At 46.3% G+C, this 22,121-nt stretch carries 23 protein-coding genes; 11 read left to right on the forward strand and 12 right to left on the reverse strand.

What is annotated here, in order from left to right:
* Positions 1 to 76: 76 nt before the first annotated feature.
* Both F0265_RS01340 and F0265_RS01345 read right to left on the reverse strand, forming a co-directional pair.
* Complete coding sequence (locus F0265_RS01340) at positions 77 to 1,048, reverse strand: ParB/RepB/Spo0J family partition protein (RefSeq protein WP_171747456.1); 972 nt, start codon at positions 1,046 to 1,048, stop codon at positions 77 to 79.
* Between the two features lie 7 nt (positions 1,049 to 1,055).
* Positions 1,056 to 2,273 carry a ParA family protein gene (locus F0265_RS01345; RefSeq protein ID WP_171747457.1) on the reverse strand — a complete coding sequence of 406 codons (1,218 nt, stop codon included), beginning with the start codon at positions 2,271 to 2,273 and terminating at the stop codon, positions 1,056 to 1,058.
* A 1,252-nt stretch (positions 2,274 to 3,525) separates the two neighbouring features.
* Here F0265_RS01345 and F0265_RS01350 point away from each other — a divergent pair.
* Positions 3,526 to 5,496, forward strand: a complete 1,971-nt coding sequence (locus F0265_RS01350) for a replication initiator protein RctB domain-containing protein (RefSeq protein WP_171747458.1) — start codon at positions 3,526 to 3,528, stop codon at positions 5,494 to 5,496.
* A gap of 602 nt (positions 5,497 to 6,098) precedes the next feature.
* Positions 6,099 to 7,019, forward strand: coding sequence for a phosphatidylinositol-specific phospholipase C/glycerophosphodiester phosphodiesterase family protein (locus F0265_RS01355; protein WP_253809269.1), 921 nt, complete (start codon positions 6,099 to 6,101; stop codon positions 7,017 to 7,019).
* A 69-nt stretch (positions 7,020 to 7,088) separates the two neighbouring features.
* Here the strand turns inward: F0265_RS01355 and F0265_RS01360 are convergent, their stop codons facing one another.
* From F0265_RS01360 to F0265_RS01370, 3 genes are read right to left on the reverse strand one after another with little or no spacing between them, the layout of a single operon-like run.
* Positions 7,089 to 7,559, reverse strand: coding sequence for a transcriptional regulator (locus F0265_RS01360; protein WP_171747459.1), 471 nt, complete (start codon positions 7,557 to 7,559; stop codon positions 7,089 to 7,091).
* Positions 7,556 to 8,488 carry an ATP-binding cassette domain-containing protein gene (locus F0265_RS01365; protein WP_171747460.1) on the reverse strand — a complete coding sequence of 311 codons (933 nt, stop codon included), beginning with the start codon at positions 8,486 to 8,488 and terminating at the stop codon, positions 7,556 to 7,558. The genes F0265_RS01360 and F0265_RS01365 overlap by 4 nt, the downstream gene beginning before the upstream one ends.
* Positions 8,485 to 9,333, reverse strand: a complete 849-nt coding sequence (locus tag F0265_RS01370) for an ABC transporter ATP-binding protein (RefSeq protein ID WP_171747461.1) — start codon at positions 9,331 to 9,333, stop codon at positions 8,485 to 8,487. Before F0265_RS01370 ends, F0265_RS01365 begins: the two co-directional genes overlap by 4 nt.
* A gap of 371 nt (positions 9,334 to 9,704) precedes the next feature.
* On the opposite strand from F0265_RS01370, the gene F0265_RS01375 reads away from it, so the two are divergent.
* From F0265_RS01375 to F0265_RS01390, 4 genes are all read left to right on the forward strand, one after another.
* On the forward strand, positions 9,705 to 9,902 hold the full coding sequence (locus F0265_RS01375) for a hypothetical protein (RefSeq protein ID WP_006959890.1): 198 nt from the start codon (positions 9,705 to 9,707) through the stop codon (positions 9,900 to 9,902).
* Between the two features lie 161 nt (positions 9,903 to 10,063).
* A complete protein-coding gene (locus tag F0265_RS01380; RefSeq protein ID WP_006959884.1) occupies positions 10,064 to 10,273 on the forward strand; it encodes a DUF3283 family protein in 210 nt (69 codons plus the stop codon).
* An 89-nt stretch (positions 10,274 to 10,362) separates the two neighbouring features.
* Positions 10,363 to 11,079, forward strand: a complete 717-nt coding sequence (locus tag F0265_RS01385) for a YebC/PmpR family DNA-binding transcriptional regulator (RefSeq protein WP_019277412.1) — start codon at positions 10,363 to 10,365, stop codon at positions 11,077 to 11,079.
* 168 nt (positions 11,080 to 11,247) lie between these two features.
* Positions 11,248 to 12,477 carry a lysozyme inhibitor LprI family protein gene (locus tag F0265_RS01390; RefSeq protein WP_253809271.1) on the forward strand — a complete coding sequence of 410 codons (1,230 nt, stop codon included), beginning with the start codon at positions 11,248 to 11,250 and terminating at the stop codon, positions 12,475 to 12,477.
* Positions 12,478 to 12,540: 63 nt separating this feature from the next.
* On the opposite strand, the gene F0265_RS01395 is transcribed toward F0265_RS01390, so the two are convergent.
* The gene (locus tag F0265_RS01395) at positions 12,541 to 12,777 is read right to left on the reverse strand and encodes a DUF2798 domain-containing protein (RefSeq protein ID WP_038156922.1); all 237 of its coding nucleotides are present in this window, start codon (positions 12,775 to 12,777) and stop codon (positions 12,541 to 12,543) included.
* A gap of 82 nt (positions 12,778 to 12,859) precedes the next feature.
* Between F0265_RS01395 and F0265_RS01400 the strand changes: the two genes are divergently transcribed.
* On the forward strand, positions 12,860 to 13,771 hold the full coding sequence (locus F0265_RS01400; RefSeq protein WP_171747462.1) for a LysR family transcriptional regulator: 912 nt from the start codon (positions 12,860 to 12,862) through the stop codon (positions 13,769 to 13,771).
* Between the two features lie 32 nt (positions 13,772 to 13,803).
* Positions 13,804 to 14,535: an SDR family oxidoreductase gene (locus F0265_RS01405; protein WP_171747463.1), complete on the forward strand. Its 732-nt coding sequence runs from the start codon at positions 13,804 to 13,806 to the stop codon at positions 14,533 to 14,535.
* Positions 14,536 to 14,618: 83 nt separating this feature from the next.
* On the opposite strand, the gene F0265_RS01410 is transcribed toward F0265_RS01405, so the two are convergent.
* The 3 genes from F0265_RS01410 to F0265_RS01420 form a co-directional block, all read right to left on the reverse strand.
* Positions 14,619 to 16,094, reverse strand: a complete 1,476-nt coding sequence (locus tag F0265_RS01410) for an AbgT family transporter (RefSeq protein ID WP_171747464.1) — start codon at positions 16,092 to 16,094, stop codon at positions 14,619 to 14,621.
* 322 nt (positions 16,095 to 16,416) lie between these two features.
* A complete protein-coding gene (locus F0265_RS01415; protein WP_171747465.1) occupies positions 16,417 to 17,073 on the reverse strand; it encodes a cupin domain-containing protein in 657 nt (218 codons plus the stop codon).
* Positions 17,074 to 17,098: 25 nt separating this feature from the next.
* On the reverse strand, positions 17,099 to 17,866 hold the full coding sequence (locus F0265_RS01420) for an SDR family oxidoreductase (protein ID WP_171747466.1): 768 nt from the start codon (positions 17,864 to 17,866) through the stop codon (positions 17,099 to 17,101).
* Between the two features lie 104 nt (positions 17,867 to 17,970).
* Between F0265_RS01420 and F0265_RS01425 the strand changes: the two genes are divergently transcribed.
* Complete coding sequence (locus F0265_RS01425; RefSeq protein WP_171747467.1) at positions 17,971 to 18,312, forward strand: helix-turn-helix domain-containing protein; 342 nt, start codon at positions 17,971 to 17,973, stop codon at positions 18,310 to 18,312.
* 27 nt (positions 18,313 to 18,339) lie between these two features.
* Here F0265_RS01425 and F0265_RS01430 read toward each other — a convergent pair whose 3' ends face one another.
* The 3 genes from F0265_RS01430 to F0265_RS01440 form a co-directional block, all read right to left on the reverse strand.
* Entirely contained in the window at positions 18,340 to 19,587 is a 1,248-nt protein-coding gene (locus F0265_RS01430) for a leucine-rich repeat-containing protein kinase family protein (RefSeq protein ID WP_171747468.1), read from the reverse strand.
* 114 nt (positions 19,588 to 19,701) lie between these two features.
* Entirely contained in the window at positions 19,702 to 20,073 is a 372-nt protein-coding gene (locus tag F0265_RS01435) for a hypothetical protein (protein ID WP_171747469.1), read from the reverse strand.
* The gene (locus tag F0265_RS01440; RefSeq protein WP_171747470.1) at positions 20,070 to 20,387 is read right to left on the reverse strand and encodes a monooxygenase; all 318 of its coding nucleotides are present in this window, start codon (positions 20,385 to 20,387) and stop codon (positions 20,070 to 20,072) included. Before F0265_RS01440 ends, F0265_RS01435 begins: the two co-directional genes overlap by 4 nt.
* 118 nt (positions 20,388 to 20,505) lie before the next feature.
* Here F0265_RS01440 and F0265_RS01445 point away from each other — a divergent pair, with 118 nt between their 5' ends.
* Together F0265_RS01445 and F0265_RS01450 are read left to right on the forward strand one after the other, a co-directional pair.
* The gene (locus tag F0265_RS01445) at positions 20,506 to 21,417 is read left to right on the forward strand and encodes a LysR substrate-binding domain-containing protein (protein WP_171747471.1); all 912 of its coding nucleotides are present in this window, start codon (positions 20,506 to 20,508) and stop codon (positions 21,415 to 21,417) included.
* 76 nt (positions 21,418 to 21,493) lie between these two features.
* Positions 21,494 to 22,111 (forward strand): NUDIX hydrolase, encoded by a 618-nt coding sequence (locus F0265_RS01450; protein WP_171747472.1) that lies wholly within the window; start codon positions 21,494 to 21,496, stop codon positions 22,109 to 22,111.
* Positions 22,112 to 22,121: the final 10 nt, after the last annotated feature.

Raw genomic sequence — 22,121 nt, forward strand, 5'->3', positions numbered from 1 at the left:
TATAACAACTAAGGCGCGTAAATGAGAGGCAGAAAAAAAGCCGCGAAATGCGGCTTTCTATCAGGTAACAATAATGCTATTTCAGCTTAGTCGATACAAAGTCGAGAATCTCTTTCATCAGCGCATCATCGACTTTTTTCAGATTAAGCGCTAAGTCAGCACCTTTACGGCTGTAACTGGCACGCCCTTTAACTAACTCGACTTTTCGGCTGGCTGAACGCTTACTTGGCGCAAGCTCTTCAATCCACTGCTCCAGAGTCTCAGAGACTTCTTTCGTAATACGTGCAACGCCCTGAGCTTGGCTACGTTGCCAAACAAAACCGTCCGTTGACTGACACTTATCTAAAAGCTTGCCACGGTTTGCTTCACTGAGTTCATTAAATTGCTTGTGAAGCTTCACAATTGTCGGGCGCCCTAAATCCGCCACATTTGGGTAGGCCTGAAGAAGCGTTAACGGCAGATCAGCGGCTTTCAATGCGCCACTCACCAAGGCTTCACTGCATTGGAACATCTTAGCTAATGCTTTCTGGTCCTCAGCTTCACCACTTTCCAACTTCGCCTGCATCTCTTTGCCCTTTTCATACAGAGACAAAGGCTTGTGGGCATTCGCCACATCGGACAAGAATTTTGCGTGCTCGCCATTGATATTTTCAGCCACGTAGATGAGGAAATCTTTTTCGGCCAAGATACAAGACATACGACGGCGGCTACCGTCGAGGACTTCAATCTTACCGTCTTCACGCTTACGGCCAACGGCTGGGTATTGCTGTCCACGCTCTTTTAATGTTGCCAGAACATCGGATAACGCATGTTCATTGAGGAAAGATTGCTCACGGGCATTTTCTGCAAATACAACCGTCTGCTTCGCTATATCGCTGGCCGAAATACGTACCAGCTCAAACGTAACCATCTCCTCGCCCGCAACCGCCAGTTCAATCACCTGCGCTTGCTCTTTGGCCGCTTTTTGCGCTTCCTGAGGCGTTGCCACATGGCGCTTATTCGCTTTACCAAACAATCTTGCGTTTAAATCTGAAGTTTTAATTGCCATTGTCTAATTACCCCTGATTTAGTGATGACCAGTTGCTATGCAGAACTCGCTCAAGCTCTAATGCACTCTTTTGAATAGCATCTTGCGCTGTCGCCAACGTCTTTTTACCACCTTCAAAATCGCCCGTTGTCAGGTCAAATACAGTACTGTAGGTATCGGCACAGGTTTCAAAAGCACGGCTGCGCGGAATGGTGGCCATTGTCACTTGATCGCCTAACAGATAGTTCATTTCCGTCAGAACCGCCACTTGCTTCTTGTTATCATCTTCAAACATCGTTGGCATCAGACGAACAAACTCAAGCCCTTGCCAATCTTCTGGGAACATCTCGTAAACTGTCGGTAGATGCTGGAAGAAGTTTACCGTAGAAGCCCAGTCTAGACGCTTAGCAGCACACGGGATAAGCAATGCGTTAGACGCATACATCGCATTCCAGACGAGTGGATCAACGTGTGGACCGGTATCAATCATAATGATATCGAAATCATCGGCAATTTGGTCAATCAGTTTTTCCTTCAATAGTTTTACGATATCGAGGGACTGATTCTGTGATAAGTTTTGCCACGCTTCTGCGTTAAACATCGCGTCTTCCGGGAACGCCGACACGGTTTTCAGATTCGGGTACTGAGTGGGAAGAAGCACATTTTTATGCAAGAACTCTTTGTCGACTTCAACGCCTTCAGGCACGTTGTCGAGCATCACATCTACGGCTGAGTAAATGTTATCGTGATCAGTCAGGCTAATTTGTGGATTCAGGAATAAACGCAATGAACCTTGTGGATCCAAGTCAATCAGACAGATACGGTAACGCTTATCTAAGTTCAATGCCAAACACGCTGCAAGGTGCACTGCTGTCATGGATTTACCTGTACCACCCTTCTGGTTCTGTACATTGATGATCCATGGTTTATTGTCGTTATTTTTCTTACGTTCATGGAATTTCGCGACTCCAGCCGCATCCATGAGCATGTGAGCTTCTTGCAGTGAAATAGAATAGTGATTCGCATTATTCTTCGTAAACTGATGCCCGGACTCCTCGAGTTTACTGATCGCATCATCCAATTTACGACGAGTCAGACCTGAACGAGTTTCCATCAGTGCTTTCGACATAGGCGGGAAATGCTCATCGCTGCGCTCTTCCAAAACGATCTCTATTCGGTCAGCCTGAACCTGTGCAGTTTGTTCAGCGAGTTGAATGAGACTATCAATTGTCTGTTCTCTTTTCATTGCCAAATTCCGTTATTAGTGTCTGTTGATAATTGTACAGCATAATCAATCAATAACAACAAAAAGGTGAACGGACATTTATAGATGCAAATCACATTAATAAGAGAGTTTTCAATCGATTTAATGAATACACAACAAAACCTGTCAAAAATTGACCATTTTAGATGTGTAAAAACCCTTTAATAGTCGACTACATTTAAAGTGTTACAGCATCACTTATTTACATTGTAAATAAAAAATGGATGAAAAAGAGAAAAATTCCTCGGAACGATTGTTATGTGCTCATATTTTACGGTCTGTGTAATTTCGACTCTAAAGCAACACTGTATTAGCTTGCTAGACCTACGTCGCTTCCATGAACTTTATCTCATAGAGAGAAAACGCAACAACTCTTCATGTTCGTGGCTTTCCGAAACAATGATCAAGGTAATCACGGTGATCATGCTTTCGGGTGTAAAATTGCCTCTAGGAAACATGATCAAGGAAAATTCGATGTGTTTGAGGCAGTTAAATACCTTCGCTTTCAATGATCCTTATTCGGATCAATGATCAAGTAATGGTAGGGCTCGGAAGCATGGTAATTTGCGTCCGAATTACGGCGGAGTGCAGATGAACTAAGAGATGTCACTGCATACACTGGTATCTCACGCTAAATCGAGCAACGAAGAGAAAGGAACCTTACATAACTCGATTTTCTTGATCATGCTTTCGATATCAATGTAACTCAGGTTTACTCCATGTAAAATGAGCGATGTATGTCAGATGGATTTCAGTTTGGTGAAGAAAGCATCAATTCACACCCTAACACAAGCTTTCCTTGATCATTGTTTCGTGCTCAAGACTCAAATTGTCCTTCAAATGAATCATCCGTTTCGGTTGTGTGAGTTTCGATCTGTGGATAAAGTGTGAGTCTACGATGATCATGCTTCGGGTTCGATATTGATCATGCATTCGTAGCGCTAATGATCATCGTTCTGGAAAGGTTTGATCATGCTTTCTGTGATTTGATGATCATCGTTTCGAAGTGTTCATGATCATGCTTTCAGCGGTGGATAAAAAAAACTTATTAATAACATAAGCTTACAAGGGAACTATTCTCCGGATCATTAGATCATATAATCATTTAAGATCACTTTAATCAGAAAGATCAGTTATTTAAAACAACAAGTTTTTTCTTTATTTATGATCTGTTTTTCTTTATTCTTTCGGAACCATAGCGATATTACGGCTAGTGTGATACGGATCATAATAAATGAGTTCAGAAGAAAAAGTACTGATCAAGGCTCCAAGAAGCCATAAAGACGGACATATGTTTGAGGTGTCCGAAGCCGCAGTGAATTGGATTGAGCAATATCAGCACTTCAAAGGCGTCACTAAAAGCATAGTTGAACTTCTGAATCTTATTTCTTTACAAGGCTTCAGTAGCAAAGATGGGCTGGTCTCTACGACCGAGTTGATTGATGCCACTGATGGTCAATTGACGCGAGCGGCCATTCAGCAACGTCTGCGTGCAGCAGTCAATATCGGTTTGTTCCAGCAGATCCCAGTTCGCTTTGAAGAAGGCCTTGCTGGCAAAACCATGCTGCACCGCTTCGTAAATCCCAACCAATTGATCACTGCGTTAGGCGCCACCAGCCTGATGACGGAATCCGTCAAACAGAGCGAAAAACAGAAACGTTCCAAGGCATTAGCACAAACTCATGTGAATAAGCGTCTGCTGAATGAACATGGCCTTAATACGCCACCTGCAATGAAAGATGAGGCGGATCAGTTTGTGGTGTCGCCAACCAATTGGGCGGGCATCATTGACCAGGCATTGGCTCCACCGCGCACGCGTAAGCAATATCAGAAGAGCATGGTGTCGATCTCCGGTACTAAGGCCGTGATCGAAACACGATCATCGAAAAATATTATGACGGTGGACGATCTGATGACGTTGTTTGCGTTGTTCACGCTTACCGTTCAGTACCATGATCACCACCAGCACCAATATCAGTTGGATGCTAAGCAAACCCCCAATAAGACGCCGCTGTATATTACAGACATCCTTTCATTACGTGGTAAGAAGGATAGTGGGCCTGCACGTGATTCGATCCGTGACAGTATTGATCGTATCGAGTTTACCGATTTTCAACTGCATGAACTGACAGGTCGTTGGTTGAGCGAGAACATGCCAGAAGGCTTCAAGAGTGACCGTTTCCGCTTTCTGGCTCGTACCATTACGGCATCGGAAGAGGCACCAACAGAAGGCGCTGACGGCGAAATTCGTATTAAACCGAACCTGTATATTCTCGTCTGGGAGCCTTCCTTCTATGAAGAGTTGTTAACCCGTGATTATTTCTTCCTTTTCCCGCCAGAGATCTTGAAGCAACATACGTTGGTTTTCCAGCTGTACAGTTACTTCCGTAGTCGTATGTCACGCCGCCACACCGATGTGATGCTGCTTAGCACCTTGAATCAGAAGCTGGCACGTAACATCGAGTGGCGTCGATTCTCGATGGATCTGATCCGCGAACTCAAGAAGTTATCGGAAGGCAGTGGCAATGAAGAGCCATTTGAGGTCAATCTTTGGGGTTATCATCTGGCGATCTCCACGCTGGAAGAAGACGGTAAGATCAAAGATTATCAGTTCGACATCAAGTGCGATGCGGAAGAAGTTTTACGTTACTCCCGTGCACGGACCACCAATGCGGGTAAACGCAACATGGCGCCGACCTTACCAAACCCACTGCGTAACGAGATGGTCACCAAGCAGCAGCTGGATGAGATGTCACAGATCATCGACGGTGAGTTTGAACCTATCCAACGTAAAGAGCGCTCTCCCAAGGGTAAATTGGGACGACGAGTAAAAGTGCGTAAGCATCTGGTTGAGATCAATGCCGATGAAATTACGATTACTCTGTCTAAATATACCTCTCCAGAGGCTCTAGAACGCTCTATAACGGCTTTAGCCGCGATGACCGGGCATTCTCACAATTCTATTCAAGAAGAGTGTCAGGAGCTCATAGAGAAGCTCGACTTCCTCAGAGTAGGGGAGGAGATCATTCCATACGAAACGCTCAGTAAGTTGATTGAGCTCTACAATGGTCAGAGTGAAAACAAACACTTATCCATTGAGCGTCTGATTGCCGGCCTTGCGGTAAGACGTAAAGTTTGCAAACAAGTTCATGAAGGGCATTTGGACGAAACCGTGTTCAGAGTGCTTGACGAAGTGGCGGTATAAGTGAAAAATAGCCCGCGTTTTCTATCAGCCAGCAAATTCTTGCTGGCTTTTTTATATCTGCTTACTGCTTGATACAGGCTGTTACATACCTGTGGTGAATAGACAAATCTACTACATTCTCCTGACAATGAACTGACATTGGTTGCATGGGAGTTGGATAATATTTATCCCGAATAGACAACCTTTTGTCCTTTCTGATGAATGAGGGATTTGGATTATCCCTGATAGATTGGCTCATATTGTTACATTCATTCTGAATATTTTGCGAGTTCTTGTGAACTCGCTTTTTTTTTGCCTGAAATTCTTCTTTGATCGAAAGCATGATCAAGAGACACCCTTGATCATGCTTTCGCCTCTAAGCGATCTCCCTGTATCTGTTTGGTGTCTACTGAGTTTCGCGATCCCCCTTTTGTTAGCCATAAAATCAGTAGCATGAATGTAATTTTATTATCTAAATCAGATTCTTATTCCACCTTTTAACTCATTCATATTAATTAGCACATGGTCATTTTTCGTTAATGGAAGTGTCACTTATTGCTCAAATGATGTCCCTCGCACTGCCAATGCAGTGATTCAGTTTGTTTATTGAATAATCGGGAAAAATGATGAAATTTGGGAAGCCTATACAAGTGGTACTTATCGCACTCAGCTGCTTAGTGTTGAGTGCCTGTAATGAAACAGAGAGTGAAACCGATACCGTGGAGACGGTTCGTTCTCACTCTCATAATGATTACTATCGAGATGAGCCTTTTTATGGCGCGGCAGAGCTGGGTTTTGGGAGTTTTGAAGCCGATGTTTACTATGAAGAAGGTTATGAGGAGGTTCTGATTGCCCATGATGAAGACGACCTTGTTCACGAGTGGAAATTTGACGAGCTTTATGTTCAGCCGATAGTTGAACACGTCAGAAATAACCAGAACCAAATGTATGATGGTTGGAACTACACCGCAGTCCTGCTGATTGATATCAAGACTCAAGATGTTCTGACTTGGCAGGCAGTGGAAGAGGTTCTTGCAAAGTATCCGGATGTATTCAGCCGCTATCAAGATGGCAAAGTGTATCAAGGTCCTGTCACTGCGATCATCTCCGGAAATCGTCCGATCGAGTTGATGGATCAACAGCAAACCCGTTATTCGTTTGTTGATGGGCGACTGAGCGATCTTGATAAGGGCTATTCACCTACTCTAATGCCATTGATTAGCAACAACTTTGATTACTTTGATCAAGAACAGTTTGGTGATTTCAATGGGAAAGGGGAGTGGCCTGATGCTGCACTGGTGGAACTCGAACGGATTGTGACGACTGCGCATAGTAATATGCAGAAGATTCGTTTCTGGGCAACCCCAGAAGGGGATCCTGAAACCCATAACAAAATTTGGGGCGAGCTTACTAAAGCAAACGTGGACTACATCAATACAGATTTACAACAAACCCTACACGACTGGCTATTGCGCCATGATCCTCACCCAGATATGCCAGGGCTTAACTGGCTCGATCATCCAGACTGGCAATCCATGTACTAATGTAGTGCAGTTATTTTCAAGGTAAATGGCAGCCTTATCGCTGCCATTTTCTACTGGATGATCTGTATATCAATGCCGCCGTTCGTAAAGCTCTTGATCATCGTTCAGAGGTTCATTCCAACTTTGTGCGGCCATAAATTGGACGTGTGACTCAATCAGTTGATGTGACTGAGTTTGCCAGTGTGCTTCGGGGCGTTGATTGCAAAATTCTAAACTGAGCACCGTCAGGTTTTGCAGTCGTTTCATGCACCAGTCTTTAAGCGTTAGCTCTGTTTCTGGGTTGCAGGCGCACAATTGGAGTTTACTGTAGGCAAGTTGCAGATACTGGTAAGCCTTATCGGGTTGTGAGTAGCGCTCAAAATGGAAAATTCTCAAGCAAGCGTCCAACCAGCAGGCAATGGCTTTACTTTGTAATTCGCTAATCTCTGGGCCCCATACTTCGTCAGGTACACTCAGCACTAAAGCTTCAATACCTTGATCATGCTTCTGTATTTGGTACCAGTTGTCGATGTGTGAAACCCAGTTATCAAGCGTCATCATGCGGCTTTAACCCAATGTTTTACAAAATGATTTGGACCAATTTGATCATAGCCTTGTTGCACTACTGCACTGGTCGCGCGAATTTGATCGGCGTCCACAGAGTAGTTTGGTTCACTCTTGACCAGATTGCCAAACGGCAGATCAGGATCCGGCACCGCAGAGATCAGCAGCTTGGTATAAGGATGTTGCGGATCGGTTAAGATCGCCTGTGTGTCACCCCACTCAACAATCTGGCCTTTATACATAACGGCAGTTTCTTCTGCGATGTAATGAGCGGTCGCTAAATCATGTGTGATGTACAAAAAGCCGATACCCAGCTCTTTTTTCATTCGTTGCATCAGGTTAAGCACGCCAAGTCGGATCGAGACATCAAGCATCGACGTCGGCTCATCAGCCAATATCACTTCCGCCCCAACCGCCAGTGCTCGCGCTAAATTCACCCGTTGTCGCTGGCCTCCGCTTAACTGGTGAGGGTACTTTTCTAATGTGTCTGGTGCGAGTTCGACTAAGTCCAATAACTCATTCAATCGTTCTGGAATGGCGTGGTTGCTCTTTACTTGTTTATGGATCTTAAGAGGGCGGGTGAGATGATGAGCAATAGTATGAGTTGGATTCAGTGAGCCAAACGGGTCCTGAAACACCATTTGCACTTTACTGCGATAATCAAGCAGGGCTTTTCGACTCTGGATCTGCTCAATGTTGTTGCCGTTAAACAGGATCTCTCCTGATGTGGCAGAGTGGACTTTGGTGATCAAGCGTGCACAGGTGCTTTTTCCACAACCGGACTCACCGACCAACGCCAGAGTTTTGCCTTTGTGGATACTAAAGCTGACGCCTTGCAATGCTTTAAACCTATCTTGCACGGCAAAACCACCGCCAATCGTGAATTCTTTGACAACATTGTTGAGTTGGATAATCGGCTGGCTCATACCGTGGCTCCTTGCGCGTGGTGCTTACCTTGATGAATGTTGGGGAATGACGCCCATAGTTTCTGTGTGTAAGGATGTTGAGGATGGTTACGGATCTGCGCCGACTGATTGATTTCCACTATCTCCCCGTGGCGCATGATGGCAATCCGATCACACAACTGGCTCATTAGTGCCAGATCATGGGTGATGAACAGAACTGAGAAGCCAAACTCTTCACGCAATTGATAGATTTGCTGCAGGATCTCACGTTGCACCACCACATCCAGTGCGGTTGTGGGCTCGTCCATAATGATCAGCTTTGGGTTAAGCGATAACGCAATCGCAATCACAAGTCGCTGGCGCATACCACCGCTGAACTGATGAGGATATTCGCTTAACCGTTCACGTGGAATGTTGACCAGGTCCAGCAGCTTTTCCGCTCGGTCTTTCGCCTCAAAGTCACTCATGCCTTTATGGTGGCGTAATACGTCGGCAAACTGCTCCTGAATGGGCAGAACAGGGTTTAGCGAATTCATTGCACTTTGGAAAACCATTGCAATTTCGCTCCAGCGAATCGCGTTTATCTGGCGATCTGACAGTTTAAGCAGATCCTGACCATCAAAATGGATTTGTCCCTCAGAGATGAACGCGGGCGGTTTGTGGAGACGATTGATTGCAAAAGCGATAGTGCTTTTGCCACAACCTGATTCTCCCGCGAGACCGAATATTTCACCTTTGCCTATATCAAAACTGACGGATTTCACCGCGCGAAAGTCGCCGTTGTCCGTTATGTAATCGACGCACAAATCACGAACCTGAATGATCGGATCGTGATGTACCGCATGCGTTAGCTCTTTATCACTCATAATCACACTTACCTAAAAATAAAGGATAATGATTATCATTAACTTTTAATTTTTGACTGAAAAGAAGTGGTGGTGAAAACAGTGAAGTGACTCGAAAAACGCTCAGTATGTGAACAGGCTTGTCATTTGTGAGGGAGAAGTACTACGGGTATCGGCGTGAAAAGTGAGAGCTGGATCGCCTTACAAATATTAGGGGGAATCCCTTAAATGTACTTCGCCATTTGGCCACGCGCAAAGCTTATTTATCCAAAAAACAGTAACTGTGTACGAACTATTAGCGCAATCACATTATGAAGCTAAAATTCTTAACAAGGGCGGCGAGCTTTTGCTACAGATTAGCTGTCCCTTGCATGGTTTGTTCGGAGGTTACAATGTCCATTAATTCTATTGACCATGATGAAATGACTAAAATCACAGACAAGTGGGACTTCACGGAAGAAGTACAATCACAGAAGCCAACCAAAAGTGTTAAGTCGGCGGAGGCTCGTCGTCGTATTGAAGCATTAAGAGAGATTCGCGAAAGCGGCTTAACCATAGAGGAAGCGAAAGACCTAGGCATACTGCACTAGATGTGATGACAGTGATAATCGACGTAAGGGTGGCTCAAATAGCCACCCTTAATTTTTCTTTTTTTGATCTTAGTTAACTCACTCGTTGTGCTTTGATGTCCATTTAAGTCACGAATGTGCTATATTCCCTTTCCATATTTTTGCAGATTCAGCCCCTTTGTATGTCGATTAATTTATCTACCCTCCCGGCCAACGAAAAAAACAAAATTGAGCTTGATAAACAGGCCTCATTTTTAGTCTGGAAGCTGCGTGAAGCGAAAGCAGGGCCAGATGAAATTGATCAGCAAGCGGATAAAATCAGAGATGAAGATGAACGAGCGTCTTTTCTCGAATCTGTAGCCAAGTACAAGCGAGTGATGGGTGTCGCCTGACGTCCTGTGTGCAAGACATCGAGAAATTGAAATGGTCTCGATTTTTGCTAAAATCCTTCGCGTTAAATTGAATTAGAGAGAACATCCCGATGGGAAGAAGTTTTGAAGTGCGCAAAGCCTCGATGGCGAAAACAGCTGGCGCAAAAATTAAAGTTTATTCCAAATACGGTAAAGAAATTTACATGTGCGCGAAAAATGGCGGTGCAGACCCAGACATGAACTTGTCTCTTAAGCACCTGATCGCAAAAGCGAAAAAAGACCAAGTTCCTGCACACGTTATCGACAAAGCGATTGATAAAGCCAACGGTGGCGGCGGTGAAGACTACGTTCCTGCACGCTACGAAGGTTTTGGCCCTGGCGGTACAAGTGTCATCGTTGATTGTCTAACAGATAACGGTAACCGTACTTTCCAAGATGTACGCCAGTGTTTTGTTAAAACAGGTGCGAAAATTGGCGTTGAAGGTTCAGTTTCGCATATGTTTGATCACCAAGCGGTATTCCAGTTCAAAGGCGATGATGACGAGATCATTCTAGAAACGCTAATGATGGATGATGTGGATGTTACTGACGTTGAACTTGAAGATGGCGTGATTACGGTATTCGCTCCTCACACTGAGTTCTTCAAAACTAAGACTGCTCTAAACGGCGCTTTCCCAGATCTGACGCTTGATGTTGAAGAAATCACATTCGTTCCTCAAACTCACACGCCTGTTGCGGGTGAAGATGCAGAGAAATTCCAGAAATTCCTCGACATGCTAGATGATTGTGATGACGTTCAGCAGGTTTACCACAACGCTGAGCTGTAATCTTAGGCACACTAGCATGTGCTGAAAAATTGCTAAAAAAGGGATCCTTGTGATCCCTTTTTTGTTTCTGAACCCTGAGAAAACTCATCATCTGATTAGACAAGCCGTTGTCTTTTAGGTAATAAACGCTTTCAATAGATGCTGGTTAGATAAGGTAACGGACGACAGATGAGTAAACGATTTGCGATATTTCTTAGTTGCTGCGTAGCATTTCCCGCTATTTCTGCACCAACGGATGTGCTCGAACGAGCCAACACACTCTATGAACAGGGTGAAAAGGAGCAAGCCAAATCGTTATACATGGTCGCCGCAGAGCAGGGCAGTGCTGAGGCGCATTTCAAGCTCGCTTACCAATACATCCTGTCTGATGAACAGAGTGTCTATCACTATCAGCAAGCCGCTTTGCAAGGCCACCAAGAGGCACTAGACAACTACCTTGAGGAGGTGTTCTTTAGAGCGGGCAGTATATCAATGTCAGACCCTAAAGGTGCGCTTGAGACCTATCAGAAGGCCAAACAACACAATCCCGCTTTATCGCTTTATGATGAAGAGCAAAAAGTTCAAACGATCCGCTATGCGGCAGAGTTACCTAAGCGGGACGTAGAAGCGTTTTTCGACCAGTATCACGTAAAGGATGAAGATGGCGACTGGCCATTTTATGATGTATGGGAGCTGGCAGAACAGGCCTCGCGTGAAGGTAGCGTATTTGGTAAACCCGACCCAGAGCTCATTTTCTGGCTTATCACTCGTGGTGGGTGGGTTCCCGCTGAGCTGTCATATGCAGTCAAAGATTACTATCAGCACTGGAAAGATAACCAAGTGGTGCCGTTCGATCTATGTCAATACGTGACAAGCGGATCTGGGATGGGGTATTGCGCTCAGCGCATAGCGGACAAGCAAGAAAAACAGCGCCAGAGTGCTCTGAGTTCTTTAAAGGCGCAACTCTCAGATAAGTATTCAGGATTGATGGAGGCCGCCTACAATGAAATGACGACCTTTGTCACGCTTAAAGCACAGCAAGAAGAAATGCATGGCGGTTCTGGGAGAGCGGCGTGGATATCTGATTCCATTCAAGAGCAGAAAAACCATTACCTAGAAGCTTTGGAAAAGGCGGTTCGGGGCAACATCGAGAGCGTGCCTACACCGCTGGCTGAAACGGATAAGCGTCTCAATGCGACTTATCAAGAAGTGATGAACTATCTCAAGCTGCCATCCCCAGAGTATGCGTTGCCGAAACCTCAGACCTTTGAATTGCGAGAGGTACAAAGGCAGTGGATAAAGCACCGAGATGCGACCTGTCGTCTGGTGGCTGCGCCCCATCCGTCGCTAAAAGAGCAATGCCTGAATTGGCTCACCGCTCAAAGAGAGCAGCAACTGCGCGACATCATCATTCCATAACCATTTCAAAACCGTGAAAGAGGGAGTGAAACTAGACGCTCCCTTCAATATCAAAATCAATCATTAGGCCTGTGATACAGCACCTACTCCTGCTAGCCAGTTTGAGAGCTTACGTATTAGCGGTAATACGGTCAGGTTGAGTACGAGTGCTGCTGGCCACGCAAGAATAAAACTGTCGAGCCAGATCGCTGGCCATTCGCTACTAAAACCAAGTTTATAGCCAGAAATTAATCCAGACATGATGACGGCCATCGTCAATGAAGAAAGTAGGGCTGAAATCCAAAAATGTTTGCGACTCATATTTCGCCTCCTCTGCTTGTTCTTATGTTGTCATTAAGGATATAACTAGCCATAAGTGAAAAAAATAAGCAGGTTTAGAAGTATGAATTCCATATTTGGAAACATCGACGACCTTTATTTGTTCTGTTGCGTTGTTGAAGAAGGTTCTTTGCTGGCGGCGTCTAAGAAACTGCAATTGCCCGTATCAACTATGTCGCGCCGTCTCTCGACGTTAGAACAGCGTCTGAATATCCGCTTGCTTGAGAAGAAGGGCAGGGAACTGGTTGCAACACAAAGCGGTGTACAAGCGTTTGAGTTGTTGCAGAGCGGTATGGAGTCGATCGAGTCCGGCTTTGGCCAAATGGTCTCAGATACGCAGCAAGTCTCGGGCAAGATAAAACTGGCGATACCGCACAACTTTTATCGTGCTTTTGTCGGGGATGTCGTTGAGCAGTTTCTAGTTGATTACCCCCAAGTCTCACTCGACTTAGTACTAAGCCAAGAGCAGGCCGTTCCGCAAACTGACCGAGATTTATTGATCACCTTCGATTTGGCAGAGATGAATGACATGATAGCCAGGCCTTTGTTTAAAGCTCGCCATGCATTCTTCGCCAGTCCTGAATACTTGGAGAAAGTGGGCAATGTGGAAGATTTGCAGCAGCTCAGTAAACTGGATTGGGTCAGTGTCGATCACGTATTGGACATCTCGGTTTACGAGCAGGAACGTTTAGTCGATGTTATGGCCATAAAACCTAAGCTGATTGTTAACGACATACTGGCGGTGTGCGGCGCGGTGGAAAAAGGGCTGGGTGTGGCTTCTTTGCCATTCAGACATGTTCATGAAGGGATGAACATTGTCCGGATTCTGCCTCAGTATCAGCGTAGCGTCAGACAGGCGTATCTGGTGTATAAACAGCGGCGCTATCAGCCTAAGGCATTGAGTTTATTGATTGAACGTTTAATGTGTGGTGTAGAAAAAATTGTCGCAACGGGCAACTTTTACACTGTAAAGTAACTCATTGAGCAAGATAAAAGAAAGGACAACCAATGGATAAAGTGGTCATCGTTACAGGCGCAGGAAGAGGGATTGGCGCAGAAACCGCAAAGCTTCTTGCACGTCAGGGCTACGCTGTGTGTGTCAATTATCTTAAAAACCACCAGCGTGCCGATGAGGTTGTGGAGGCGATTACTCAGTCAGGTGGTCGTGCGTTCGCCCATCAGGCGGACGTGTCTGATGAAGGTCAAGTTGAAACTATGTTCAGTGAAGTCAACGCTCGCTTTGGTGTGGTGACTCATCTGGTGAATAACGCCGGTGTATTGTTTCAGCAAACGACGTTGAACAAGGTCGATGTTGCTCGGTTTAGACAGGTGATGGAATCCAATGTGGTGAGTTGTTTCTTGTGCTGCAAAGTGTTTATCAATCAACTGGATGTGTCAGGAGCTATCGTCAATGTCTCATCGGCAGCCTCAAGAACGGGCGCTCCATTTGAATATGTCGATTATGCCGCCTCGAAAGGAGCAATGGACTCCTTAACTAAAGGTTTGTCTTTAGAGCTGGCTGAACGTGATATTCGAGTCAATGGCGTTAGACCGGGCTGTATTTATACTGAAATGCATGCCGATGGCGGTGAGCCTGGCCGTGTCGACCGACTTGCTTCGCAGATCCCACTTGGACGCGGTGGTACGGCACTTGAGGTTGCTCAGTCGATAGCATGGCTGCTGTCTGACGAAGCGTCGTTCGTAACCGGTTCATTTATCGATATCGCTGGTGGAAAATAGCGAGGTCTGCTGCAGCTTTATGGCCTTAAAGCTGCCTGAGTTGTGCAAAAGCCTTACGTCTTGGAGTAAGGCTTTCGCCGTGATCAGAAAGGGCCGAGCTTAATCGCCTGCGCGATGAGCAGGAAGGTAATTGCGATTGCTATCACGACGGCAAGCAGAGGTAGGAAGAACCTCACCCATTTCATGTAATCAACTCTAGCCATCACCAGAATCGCCATAAAGTAACCTGAGGTTGGAAACAAGATATTGGTGACGCCATCGCCCCATTGGGTCGCCAAAATAACGATTTGTCGTGTGAGACCAATCAGGTCAGCCAATGGCAACAGAATGGGCAGTGTTAATAGTGTTTGACCGCTGCCCGATGGAACAAGGAAGTTAAACACCGCCTGAGTGAGCAAGATACCAATCGAGGTTACTGATGGAGGAAGTGCGCCGAGCATTTCTGACAAACTGTATACAATTGTATCGAGAATCTGGCCGTCCGATAGTACTACTGAGACCGCGCGAGCTACCCCAGTGATCAGCGCGCCAACTAACATCCCCTGAAATGCGGTGTTGAAGTTGTTGCAGATCTGGTTACCTCTGTGACCAATGATCAGCGACGTGATGATCGCCATTGTCATGAACAGCCCCGATAACTCATAAAAACCAAGATTAAACTTCAGTGTTGACGCGATGATGCCGACAAACATCACTAGTGTGGCTAGCCCAGCGATTTTCATTCGAGTGGTGGGCTCTGGTTCAGGCTCCCCTTCGCCATGACCCAGTATGGTGAGCTTGAGTTTGACATCTTGATCGTAGGTGAGACTAGAGTGTGGATCTGCTTTGACTTTACGCGCGTATCGGACCACAAAAGCGATGGAAACCAACATAACCAAAGCAAGCACCATGACGCGGAATCCTGCGCCTGAAAACATAGGAAGTTCAGCCAGCATATGGCCTAACCCGACATTGGTGGGAGAGGTGATACCAAAGGCAAACCCAAAGGTGCAGCTGATTAACACAGTCGCCACCGCCGTCATCGAGTCATAACCTAGCCTGAGCATCAAAGGAATCACTATAGGTAAGTAAGCGATCCCTAACTCTGGTGTGCCGATGAAAGAGCAGATTGCAGCAAAGGCAATCATTAGAATAGGCACCATCAGATAAGTGGCTGAACCGAGCTGTTTGATCAGTCGGTTGACACCGTAATTGATGACCCCAGTTTGTTGTAAAACACCAATGGATCCGCCAACTAACAGTGTCAGAAACACAACGATGGACGCTTCACTCAGGCCACGAGGAATAGCAGTCACCACTTCCATAGCGCTGACAGGGCTCGCTTCGACAAGCTGATAAGAGCCAGCGACCACAGTTTCTCGACCGTTGTCTAATATCACACGATCAAATTTCCCTGTTGGGATGGCATAGGTTAAAACCGATACGATTAAGATCATAACGGTGAGAATAATGTAGATGTCCGGCATTTCCCATTTGCCAGGTTTAGGCTGTTGCGGTTGATGATCTGGGTGGTGACGGTTGAGAACTCCTTCCTTGTTGCTACTTGGTTGCGCTTCCATGTTTACCCTCACTTTGCTAGAAAAGAAAATGTAAAAACAAATGGTCTCTTGTTAATTGTTTTAACAATTGGGCAGAATAGTATGCAATCTATAGTATAAAAAGTGTACAATTATCCAATTGTGAACGGCGTCCATGAAAACTTATGCAACTAAACTGCAAAATAGGCATTAAAATGCAGAAATGGTGGATATTGCGCGCATAAATGCGCTTGATGCTCAGCAAAGTTTGGTTTGAGAGGAATAACACTGCTCCTTGATGCGGCACGGCGCATCAGGGAGTCGAATTGATAAAGAAAGGCAAAGGAAGATAGCAGCTTGTCGCTTAGGTCATTAAAGGCAAGTGCCCTGTTTTGACCAGAATGATTGTTTCCTGCTCAACAAAAGGAAAATGCTCACTCATATGTGGGCTACGTAACCAGCTTCCTTTTGGGTAATGGCCGTGCTCATCGGCGAACTCTCCTGAGAGGACAAAGATCTCTTCGCCACCAAAATGTCGATGCGGCTGAAATCTTTCTCCGGCCGGCCATTTCACCAAAGCGACGTGTTCATGCTCGAACTCATGCAATGGCATCACTTCAAGGCCGCCAATTCCGGGTAACCAAGCTTGCGTGTGGGTGTTCACTCTGATGCTCGCGCTATCTCTCTCATCAAACTGATTCAGTTTCACCAAGATGGTACAACCTTGATTGCTGAAAGGAGCGTGTTGGCTGCCGGGCGGGTTACGCAGATAGGTGCCAGCAGGGTAGTCCCCCTGTTCATCGGAGAAGATACCTTCTAAGACGAATATTTCTTCACCCATTGGGTGTGGGTGTGTGCTGAAACGAGAACCTGCATCATAGCGGACGACACTGGTTGTGTGGCCAGATTCCGCGTCTTCTCGTTCCAAGGGTTTGCGCCAAACGCCTTTGGCTGGGCTCGCAACCCAAGGCATAGACTCAGTGTCAATCACGACACGCTGAGCAAAGTTCATATTGAGCATCACATACTCCTTGGGTTGATATGTATTAGTTACGGCCTGCGATCACGCCGCCATCCACGTCCCACACAGCTCCTGTCACCCAGCTTGCCTGATCCGAGAGCAAAAAGCTGATGCTGTTTGCCACATCTGCCGCGGTTCCGACTCGACCTATCGGGTGAAAGTCATTAAAGCCTTCCAAAGTCTGATCGACTTCTTTAGGGTCAATAAACGCTTCATAGATGGGCGTTTTGACCACGGCTGGCGAGACAGCGTTGACTCGAATATTGTAATCCGCCAATTCCATCGCTAAGTGCTGGGTTAGTGCATGTAAACCCGCTTTAGCCATGGAGTAAGCGGAAGAAGGCGTGGCCTTAATTGCTTGTTTAGCCCACATGGAACCAATATTGACAATACTACCACGGTTGGCTTGGATCATCTTTTGCGCAACGGCCTGCGTGATTTGAAATATCGCCTTATTAAGCTGGTGGTAGCGATCATAATCCTGTTCAGTATGGTCAATGAAGGCTTTTGGATTAAAGTAGCCTGCAGCATTGACTAAATAACCGATGGTTTGCTGAGAATCTTGAATGTCTTGCACAAGTTGCGAGACAGAGTCGGCATCATACAAATCCGCCTGATGCGTTTTTACCATGCCTAACTCTCCAAGCTCGCTAGCCGCCTGTGCGAGCTTGTCGGCATTTCTGCCTACAAGCGTGACTGGGACTTTATTTTGTAGCAGTTGCTTGGCGGTTTCAAAACCCATGCCGCTCGAACCACCAATGATGAGTGCTGTACCTTGATTGCTATATGTCATTTTTCTTTCTCCTGACTGATTCGGACGTGCTAATATTAGGAGCAATGTAAATCACTGAATAGTAAGTACAAATCAGTAGGGTAGGTACTTTTTGGTACATCTTTATGAATAACAAAGAAAAACTTTTTCCGAGAAAAACCGCACCCCAAAGCAGCGCCCGAATGGTGGAAGTGATCTATGGCTGCAAATGGTCGTTAACGGTCTATCAGTTACTCGCTGCAGGTGTAAATCGACCAGGGGAAATGGTGCGCAATGTTGAGGGGTTGTCAACGAAGGTGCTGAACCAGTGCCTGAAGCGCAATGTGGAGTTTGGAATACTCGATAAAGTGATTTATAACGAGTTGCCGCCAAGAGTGGAGTATCAGGTGACAAAGTTTGGAGAGAAATTTTTGGCCATTCTTGAACAGCTTGAAGCCTTACAAGATGAAATTGATCAAATCGGGTGAGTCGTATCAACTCACCCCATCCATTGATTAGCCCGCCAAACGCATCATGTTACTTAAGCGTTGATGGCTGGTGCTACCGATGTCGTTACGATCGCAAACTGACAATAGGTCCTCGATAAAGTGACTCAAAGCTCTGGCTTCAACGCGGCGCACACCTTGCTGCTGAGCGTCAGTCAGATAGTCATACACGGATGCAGCCCCGAAATCGCCGAATATCATCTCACCTTGCGCATTGATCAACACATTGTGCGCATACAAATCACCGTGACAGACTTTGTTGTCATGCAGGTGGCTGAAAACATTGAGCATTTGATCAACGATGTGTTCGATTTTCTCGGCACTAAGGGTAAACTCCGGTTTGAATACGTCACGCGTGCAGGTATCCAGAGTCGGCGGCAATCCCAAATTAAAATAATCAGATGGGATCAACTCCATGACGAGCGCAAGGTGGTCATCTTCGTTCACCTGTGCAATCGATTTGACTAGGTTAGTGTGATGGCCAGCCTGTAGGCAAGCTTGTAACTCATCTTGCGGGTAACCGTCACTCGTCACCTCGCCCTTAAATACTTTAACCGCTACTTCTGCTGGGAAATCAAAATCCTTATTGAGCCAGTCTGCGTGTGAGATTACCCCAGAAGCGCCTTGGCCAAGTACGTGATTCATTGAATAACTGGTCGATGAGATCTGAGGGACACTTTCGCTGTGCGACAGACGCTCACAGAATGGGTTGCCCGCAAACGCCATCCAAGCCAACTTTGGTAGCTCAAGCAAGACTTGAGGAAACACATCAAGTTGGTTGGCTGACAGCCTGACCAGCTCTAAGTTAAGCAAGTTTTTAAAGCTCTTTGGTAGAGCCGTGATCTTGTTACCCGCCAACGCCAGTTTTTGCAGTCGCAGTCTGTGGCCTAAAGACTCTGGTAGTTGCTCTATCTGGTTATCGGTCAGAATCAGCCAGCGGAGTTGCTCTGGTAGAGACTCTTCCGCGACACGGACAATTTGATTGCTCTTAAAGCCAACCATTTCTAACCGTTCACATTGACCGAGGACCAAAGGAAGGTGGTTAAAGCGGTTGTTGGAGGCAAAAACAATCTTGAGCTGGGTGAGTTCGGTCAGCCATTCCGGCAGTTCGCACAGTAGATTGTTGGATACATCGAGGATTTCTAGACTGTCAGATAACGTTAAGATCTCTCGTGGTAACTCCGTTAATTGCTCAGAAAGCTGAAGGCGCTGAATGCCTGTCAGCTGGCCATTTCTTAGTTGTTCTACAGTGTGCAAACTTGTCTGCCTATAAATGCTTGGGGATGGAAAAGAGCGCGTATTCTACGCAGTAAATGGATGAAAGGCGAGACAAGGACGATGCGCCTGGTACAAGAGGCGCTCGTCACTACGTTATTGTTGGGTGAGTTGTCGATAGCTCAGTATGGTCAGTAGAATGAAAAACGCGGGATCACTCCAGCCAAAACCGACGAAAATGCCGATAAACCCTGCGTAGCCGGTGATCACTACGCCAAGCAGGTTGGTCACCACCAGAGCTTTGAACAGCTGGCGCATCGTTTCTTTGTGCTCAATGCGGCGCAGTAACAAACTGACAGCGGCCACCCCGCCCAAAAAGATGCTGGTATGTTGAGATAAGAAGTAGGCGTATCGATCATTGATTTCTACGCCATACATAGGCCACATCACATGGGGCAGAAAAAACAGAGCGATAGCAAAGGCGGTATAAATACCGCCATGTAGGGTTAGGAAGGTTTTGTTGTTCATTGTGCTACCTGCTGTTTGACAGGGCCTTGGTTAATGGCCGTCAGTGGTTGGTTGATGTCGAAGATAATGCCGCGCACTTCAGCGACCCCCATTTGTTTTAAGCGCGCAGCGTGCATCTCAAGATAGCGTTGTGCGCTGGTTTCATCTTCAAACAGGTAGATTCCACCGCCAAGCTTTTCAGCTTCACTCTCAGTCCAGATTTTCCAGATCATGCCCGGTTCGCGATTGATGGACTCGGCCAGTTCTATCAGCGCCTGAGACATCTCTTCTCCCATAGGGCCGTGGTATTCAAAGTCGACTTGCAATAGTTTCATGATGGCTTCTCCGTAAGTGGTGTTTGGTTGCTGTTGGGATGATTGTTTCCTATAAAAAATAAACAGAAAAGTTCATAATATTGCGTGTAAATGTCTAAAAAACTGACAGGTGATAGCGGTGAGATTAAAAAGCACGTTAGAGCAATGGGTCACGCTTCGTGAGATAGACAGAGCTGGTAGCATTCAGGCCGCCGCGGCCGCACTTAATAAGAGCCATACCACCTTGATTTACTCGGTCAAAAAGCTGGAAGAGCAACTCAGTGTTCAGCTTGTTGAAGTAAAAGGTAAGCGAGCCACATTGACTGACCATGGCCAGTCTCTGCTGCGTAGAGCAAATAGTATGTTGGATCAGGCAAGAGAGCTTGAGGATCTTAGCCAGCAGATCGCAGCAGGTGTTGAGTCTGAGATAACCATTGCTATGGATCACTTGTGCGATCCGTCTTTGCTCTATCGCCCGATGGCACAATATCTCAGGCAAAATAGCGCGACTTCGATTCAGGTTGTGGAAACGTCACTATCGAAAACGTCTGACATGGTTACCCGTGAACAGGCTGACATTGCCATCATTACTCTGCCAGTCACCAACTATCCGGCACAGGCGTTTTCGCTGACCAGCATGGTTCCTGTTGTGTCGACCGGACACCCGCTTGCCCAGCAAACGAGCTTAACCATGGCCGATTTTGCGACACATTGTCAGATTGTCATTCGAGATCTAGGCGCGCCTGAAACCAATGAGCAGGTGCAAAATGTCGGCTGGCTGAAAGCCAACCAGAGAATCACTGTCGATAACTTTGACCACGCCTTTCGAGCCGTTGAGCAGGGTGTGGGGTTTTGCCGCTTACCAACCCATATTATTGCCAAGCGAAATCAGGGACAGCTGCGAGTACTTAATGTGGAGCAGAGTGACTGTTATCAGGTCCCGCTCCATCTCACCTTACCCAAAGGCGCTAAAACCGGCCCCGCCGCGCGATGCTTCTATGAGTTGCTTCTGAATGGAGGTTGGTCAGAATCTGGTGAAAAAAATCAGTAGTGAGAGCAGCAGCGAGCTACTGAAAAGTGAACGCGCTACTATGGGCGCTAGCATTGGATCTTTGGAGGGAACGTAAATGCAACCGTGGTTAGATTGGGCGAAACAAATTAAGGCTATCGCACAGGCCGGCGAAACTTATGGCAAAGATAAGTACGACTTGGAGCGTTACCACCAACTGGATGAGATTGCCCATCAAATGTTTGCTCGTTTGAGTGGTAGCCCAGTCGAGCAGGTGCAAAAGTTGTTTATTCCGGAATCGGGCTACCCAACACCGAAAATAGATCTACGTGCTGCGGTGATCAAGGATGGAAAAATACTCTTAGTCAGAGAAAGAGAAGATAATTGCTGGACGCTACCCGGAGGTTGGGGTGATGTGTGCGAAACACCGAAAGCCGGTGTTGTGCGTGAAGTATTGGAAGAATCTGGCTATGTGGTGAACAACCCTCGGCTGGTGGCGGTGAAAGATCGCGCGATGCATAACTATCTGCCTGAGTTTCCGTTTCATATCTATAAACTGTTTTTTTTATGCGATTTTGTATCCGGTGAAGCTACGACTAATATCGAGATTTCTGAAATTGAATTTTTTGCACCGGATGCCCTTCCTCAACTGTCCCAAGGACGCGTATTGGCCGAAGACATTGAGATGATGTTTGACTATTTCGCCAACCCAGAGAAGCCCATTTACGTTGATTAAATCGTGAGAG

It is taken from the genome of Vibrio sp. RE88 (assembly GCF_013113835.1).
Lineage (GTDB): Bacteria > Pseudomonadota > Gammaproteobacteria > Enterobacterales > Vibrionaceae > Vibrio.

Bases quoted from the DNA above. Each gene is read 5' to 3' on its own strand.
- F0265_RS01360 (WP_171747459.1), bottom strand. From the start codon at position 7,559: ATGATGACGCTTGATAACTGGGTTTCACACATCGACAACTGGTACCAA.
- F0265_RS01435 (WP_171747469.1), bottom strand. From the start codon at position 20,073: ATGAACAACAAAACCTTCCTAACCCTACATGGCGGTATTTATACCGCC.
- F0265_RS01380 (WP_006959884.1), top strand. From the start codon at position 10,064: ATGTCGATTAATTTATCTACCCTCCCGGCCAACGAAAAAAACAAAATT.
- F0265_RS01375 (WP_006959890.1), top strand. From the start codon at position 9,705: ATGTCCATTAATTCTATTGACCATGATGAAATGACTAAAATCACAGAC.
- F0265_RS01365 (WP_171747460.1), bottom strand. From the start codon at position 8,488: ATGAGCCAGCCGATTATCCAACTCAACAATGTTGTCAAAGAATTCACG.
- F0265_RS01370 (WP_171747461.1), bottom strand. From the start codon at position 9,333: ATGAGTGATAAAGAGCTAACGCATGCGGTACATCACGATCCGATCATT.
- F0265_RS01385 (WP_019277412.1), top strand. From the start codon at position 10,363: ATGGGAAGAAGTTTTGAAGTGCGCAAAGCCTCGATGGCGAAAACAGCT.
- F0265_RS01390 (WP_253809271.1), top strand. From the start codon at position 11,248: ATGAGTAAACGATTTGCGATATTTCTTAGTTGCTGCGTAGCATTTCCC.
- F0265_RS01425 (WP_171747467.1), top strand. From the start codon at position 17,971: ATGAATAACAAAGAAAAACTTTTTCCGAGAAAAACCGCACCCCAAAGC.
- F0265_RS01345 (WP_171747457.1), bottom strand. From the start codon at position 2,273: ATGAAAAGAGAACAGACAATTGATAGTCTCATTCAACTCGCTGAACAA.
- F0265_RS01395 (WP_038156922.1), bottom strand. From the start codon at position 12,777: ATGAGTCGCAAACATTTTTGGATTTCAGCCCTACTTTCTTCATTGACG.
- F0265_RS01350 (WP_171747458.1), top strand. From the start codon at position 3,526: ATGAGTTCAGAAGAAAAAGTACTGATCAAGGCTCCAAGAAGCCATAAA.
- F0265_RS01410 (WP_171747464.1), bottom strand. From the start codon at position 16,094: ATGGAAGCGCAACCAAGTAGCAACAAGGAAGGAGTTCTCAACCGTCAC.
- F0265_RS01340 (WP_171747456.1), bottom strand. From the start codon at position 1,048: ATGGCAATTAAAACTTCAGATTTAAACGCAAGATTGTTTGGTAAAGCG.
- F0265_RS01405 (WP_171747463.1), top strand. From the start codon at position 13,804: ATGGATAAAGTGGTCATCGTTACAGGCGCAGGAAGAGGGATTGGCGCA.
- F0265_RS01440 (WP_171747470.1), bottom strand. From the start codon at position 20,387: ATGAAACTATTGCAAGTCGACTTTGAATACCACGGCCCTATGGGAGAA.
- F0265_RS01450 (WP_171747472.1), top strand. From the start codon at position 21,494: ATGCAACCGTGGTTAGATTGGGCGAAACAAATTAAGGCTATCGCACAG.
- F0265_RS01415 (WP_171747465.1), bottom strand. From the start codon at position 17,073: ATGCTCAATATGAACTTTGCTCAGCGTGTCGTGATTGACACTGAGTCT.
- F0265_RS01400 (WP_171747462.1), top strand. From the start codon at position 12,860: ATGAATTCCATATTTGGAAACATCGACGACCTTTATTTGTTCTGTTGC.
- F0265_RS01420 (WP_171747466.1), bottom strand. From the start codon at position 17,866: ATGACATATAGCAATCAAGGTACAGCACTCATCATTGGTGGTTCGAGC.
- F0265_RS01355 (WP_253809269.1), top strand. From the start codon at position 6,099: ATGATGAAATTTGGGAAGCCTATACAAGTGGTACTTATCGCACTCAGC.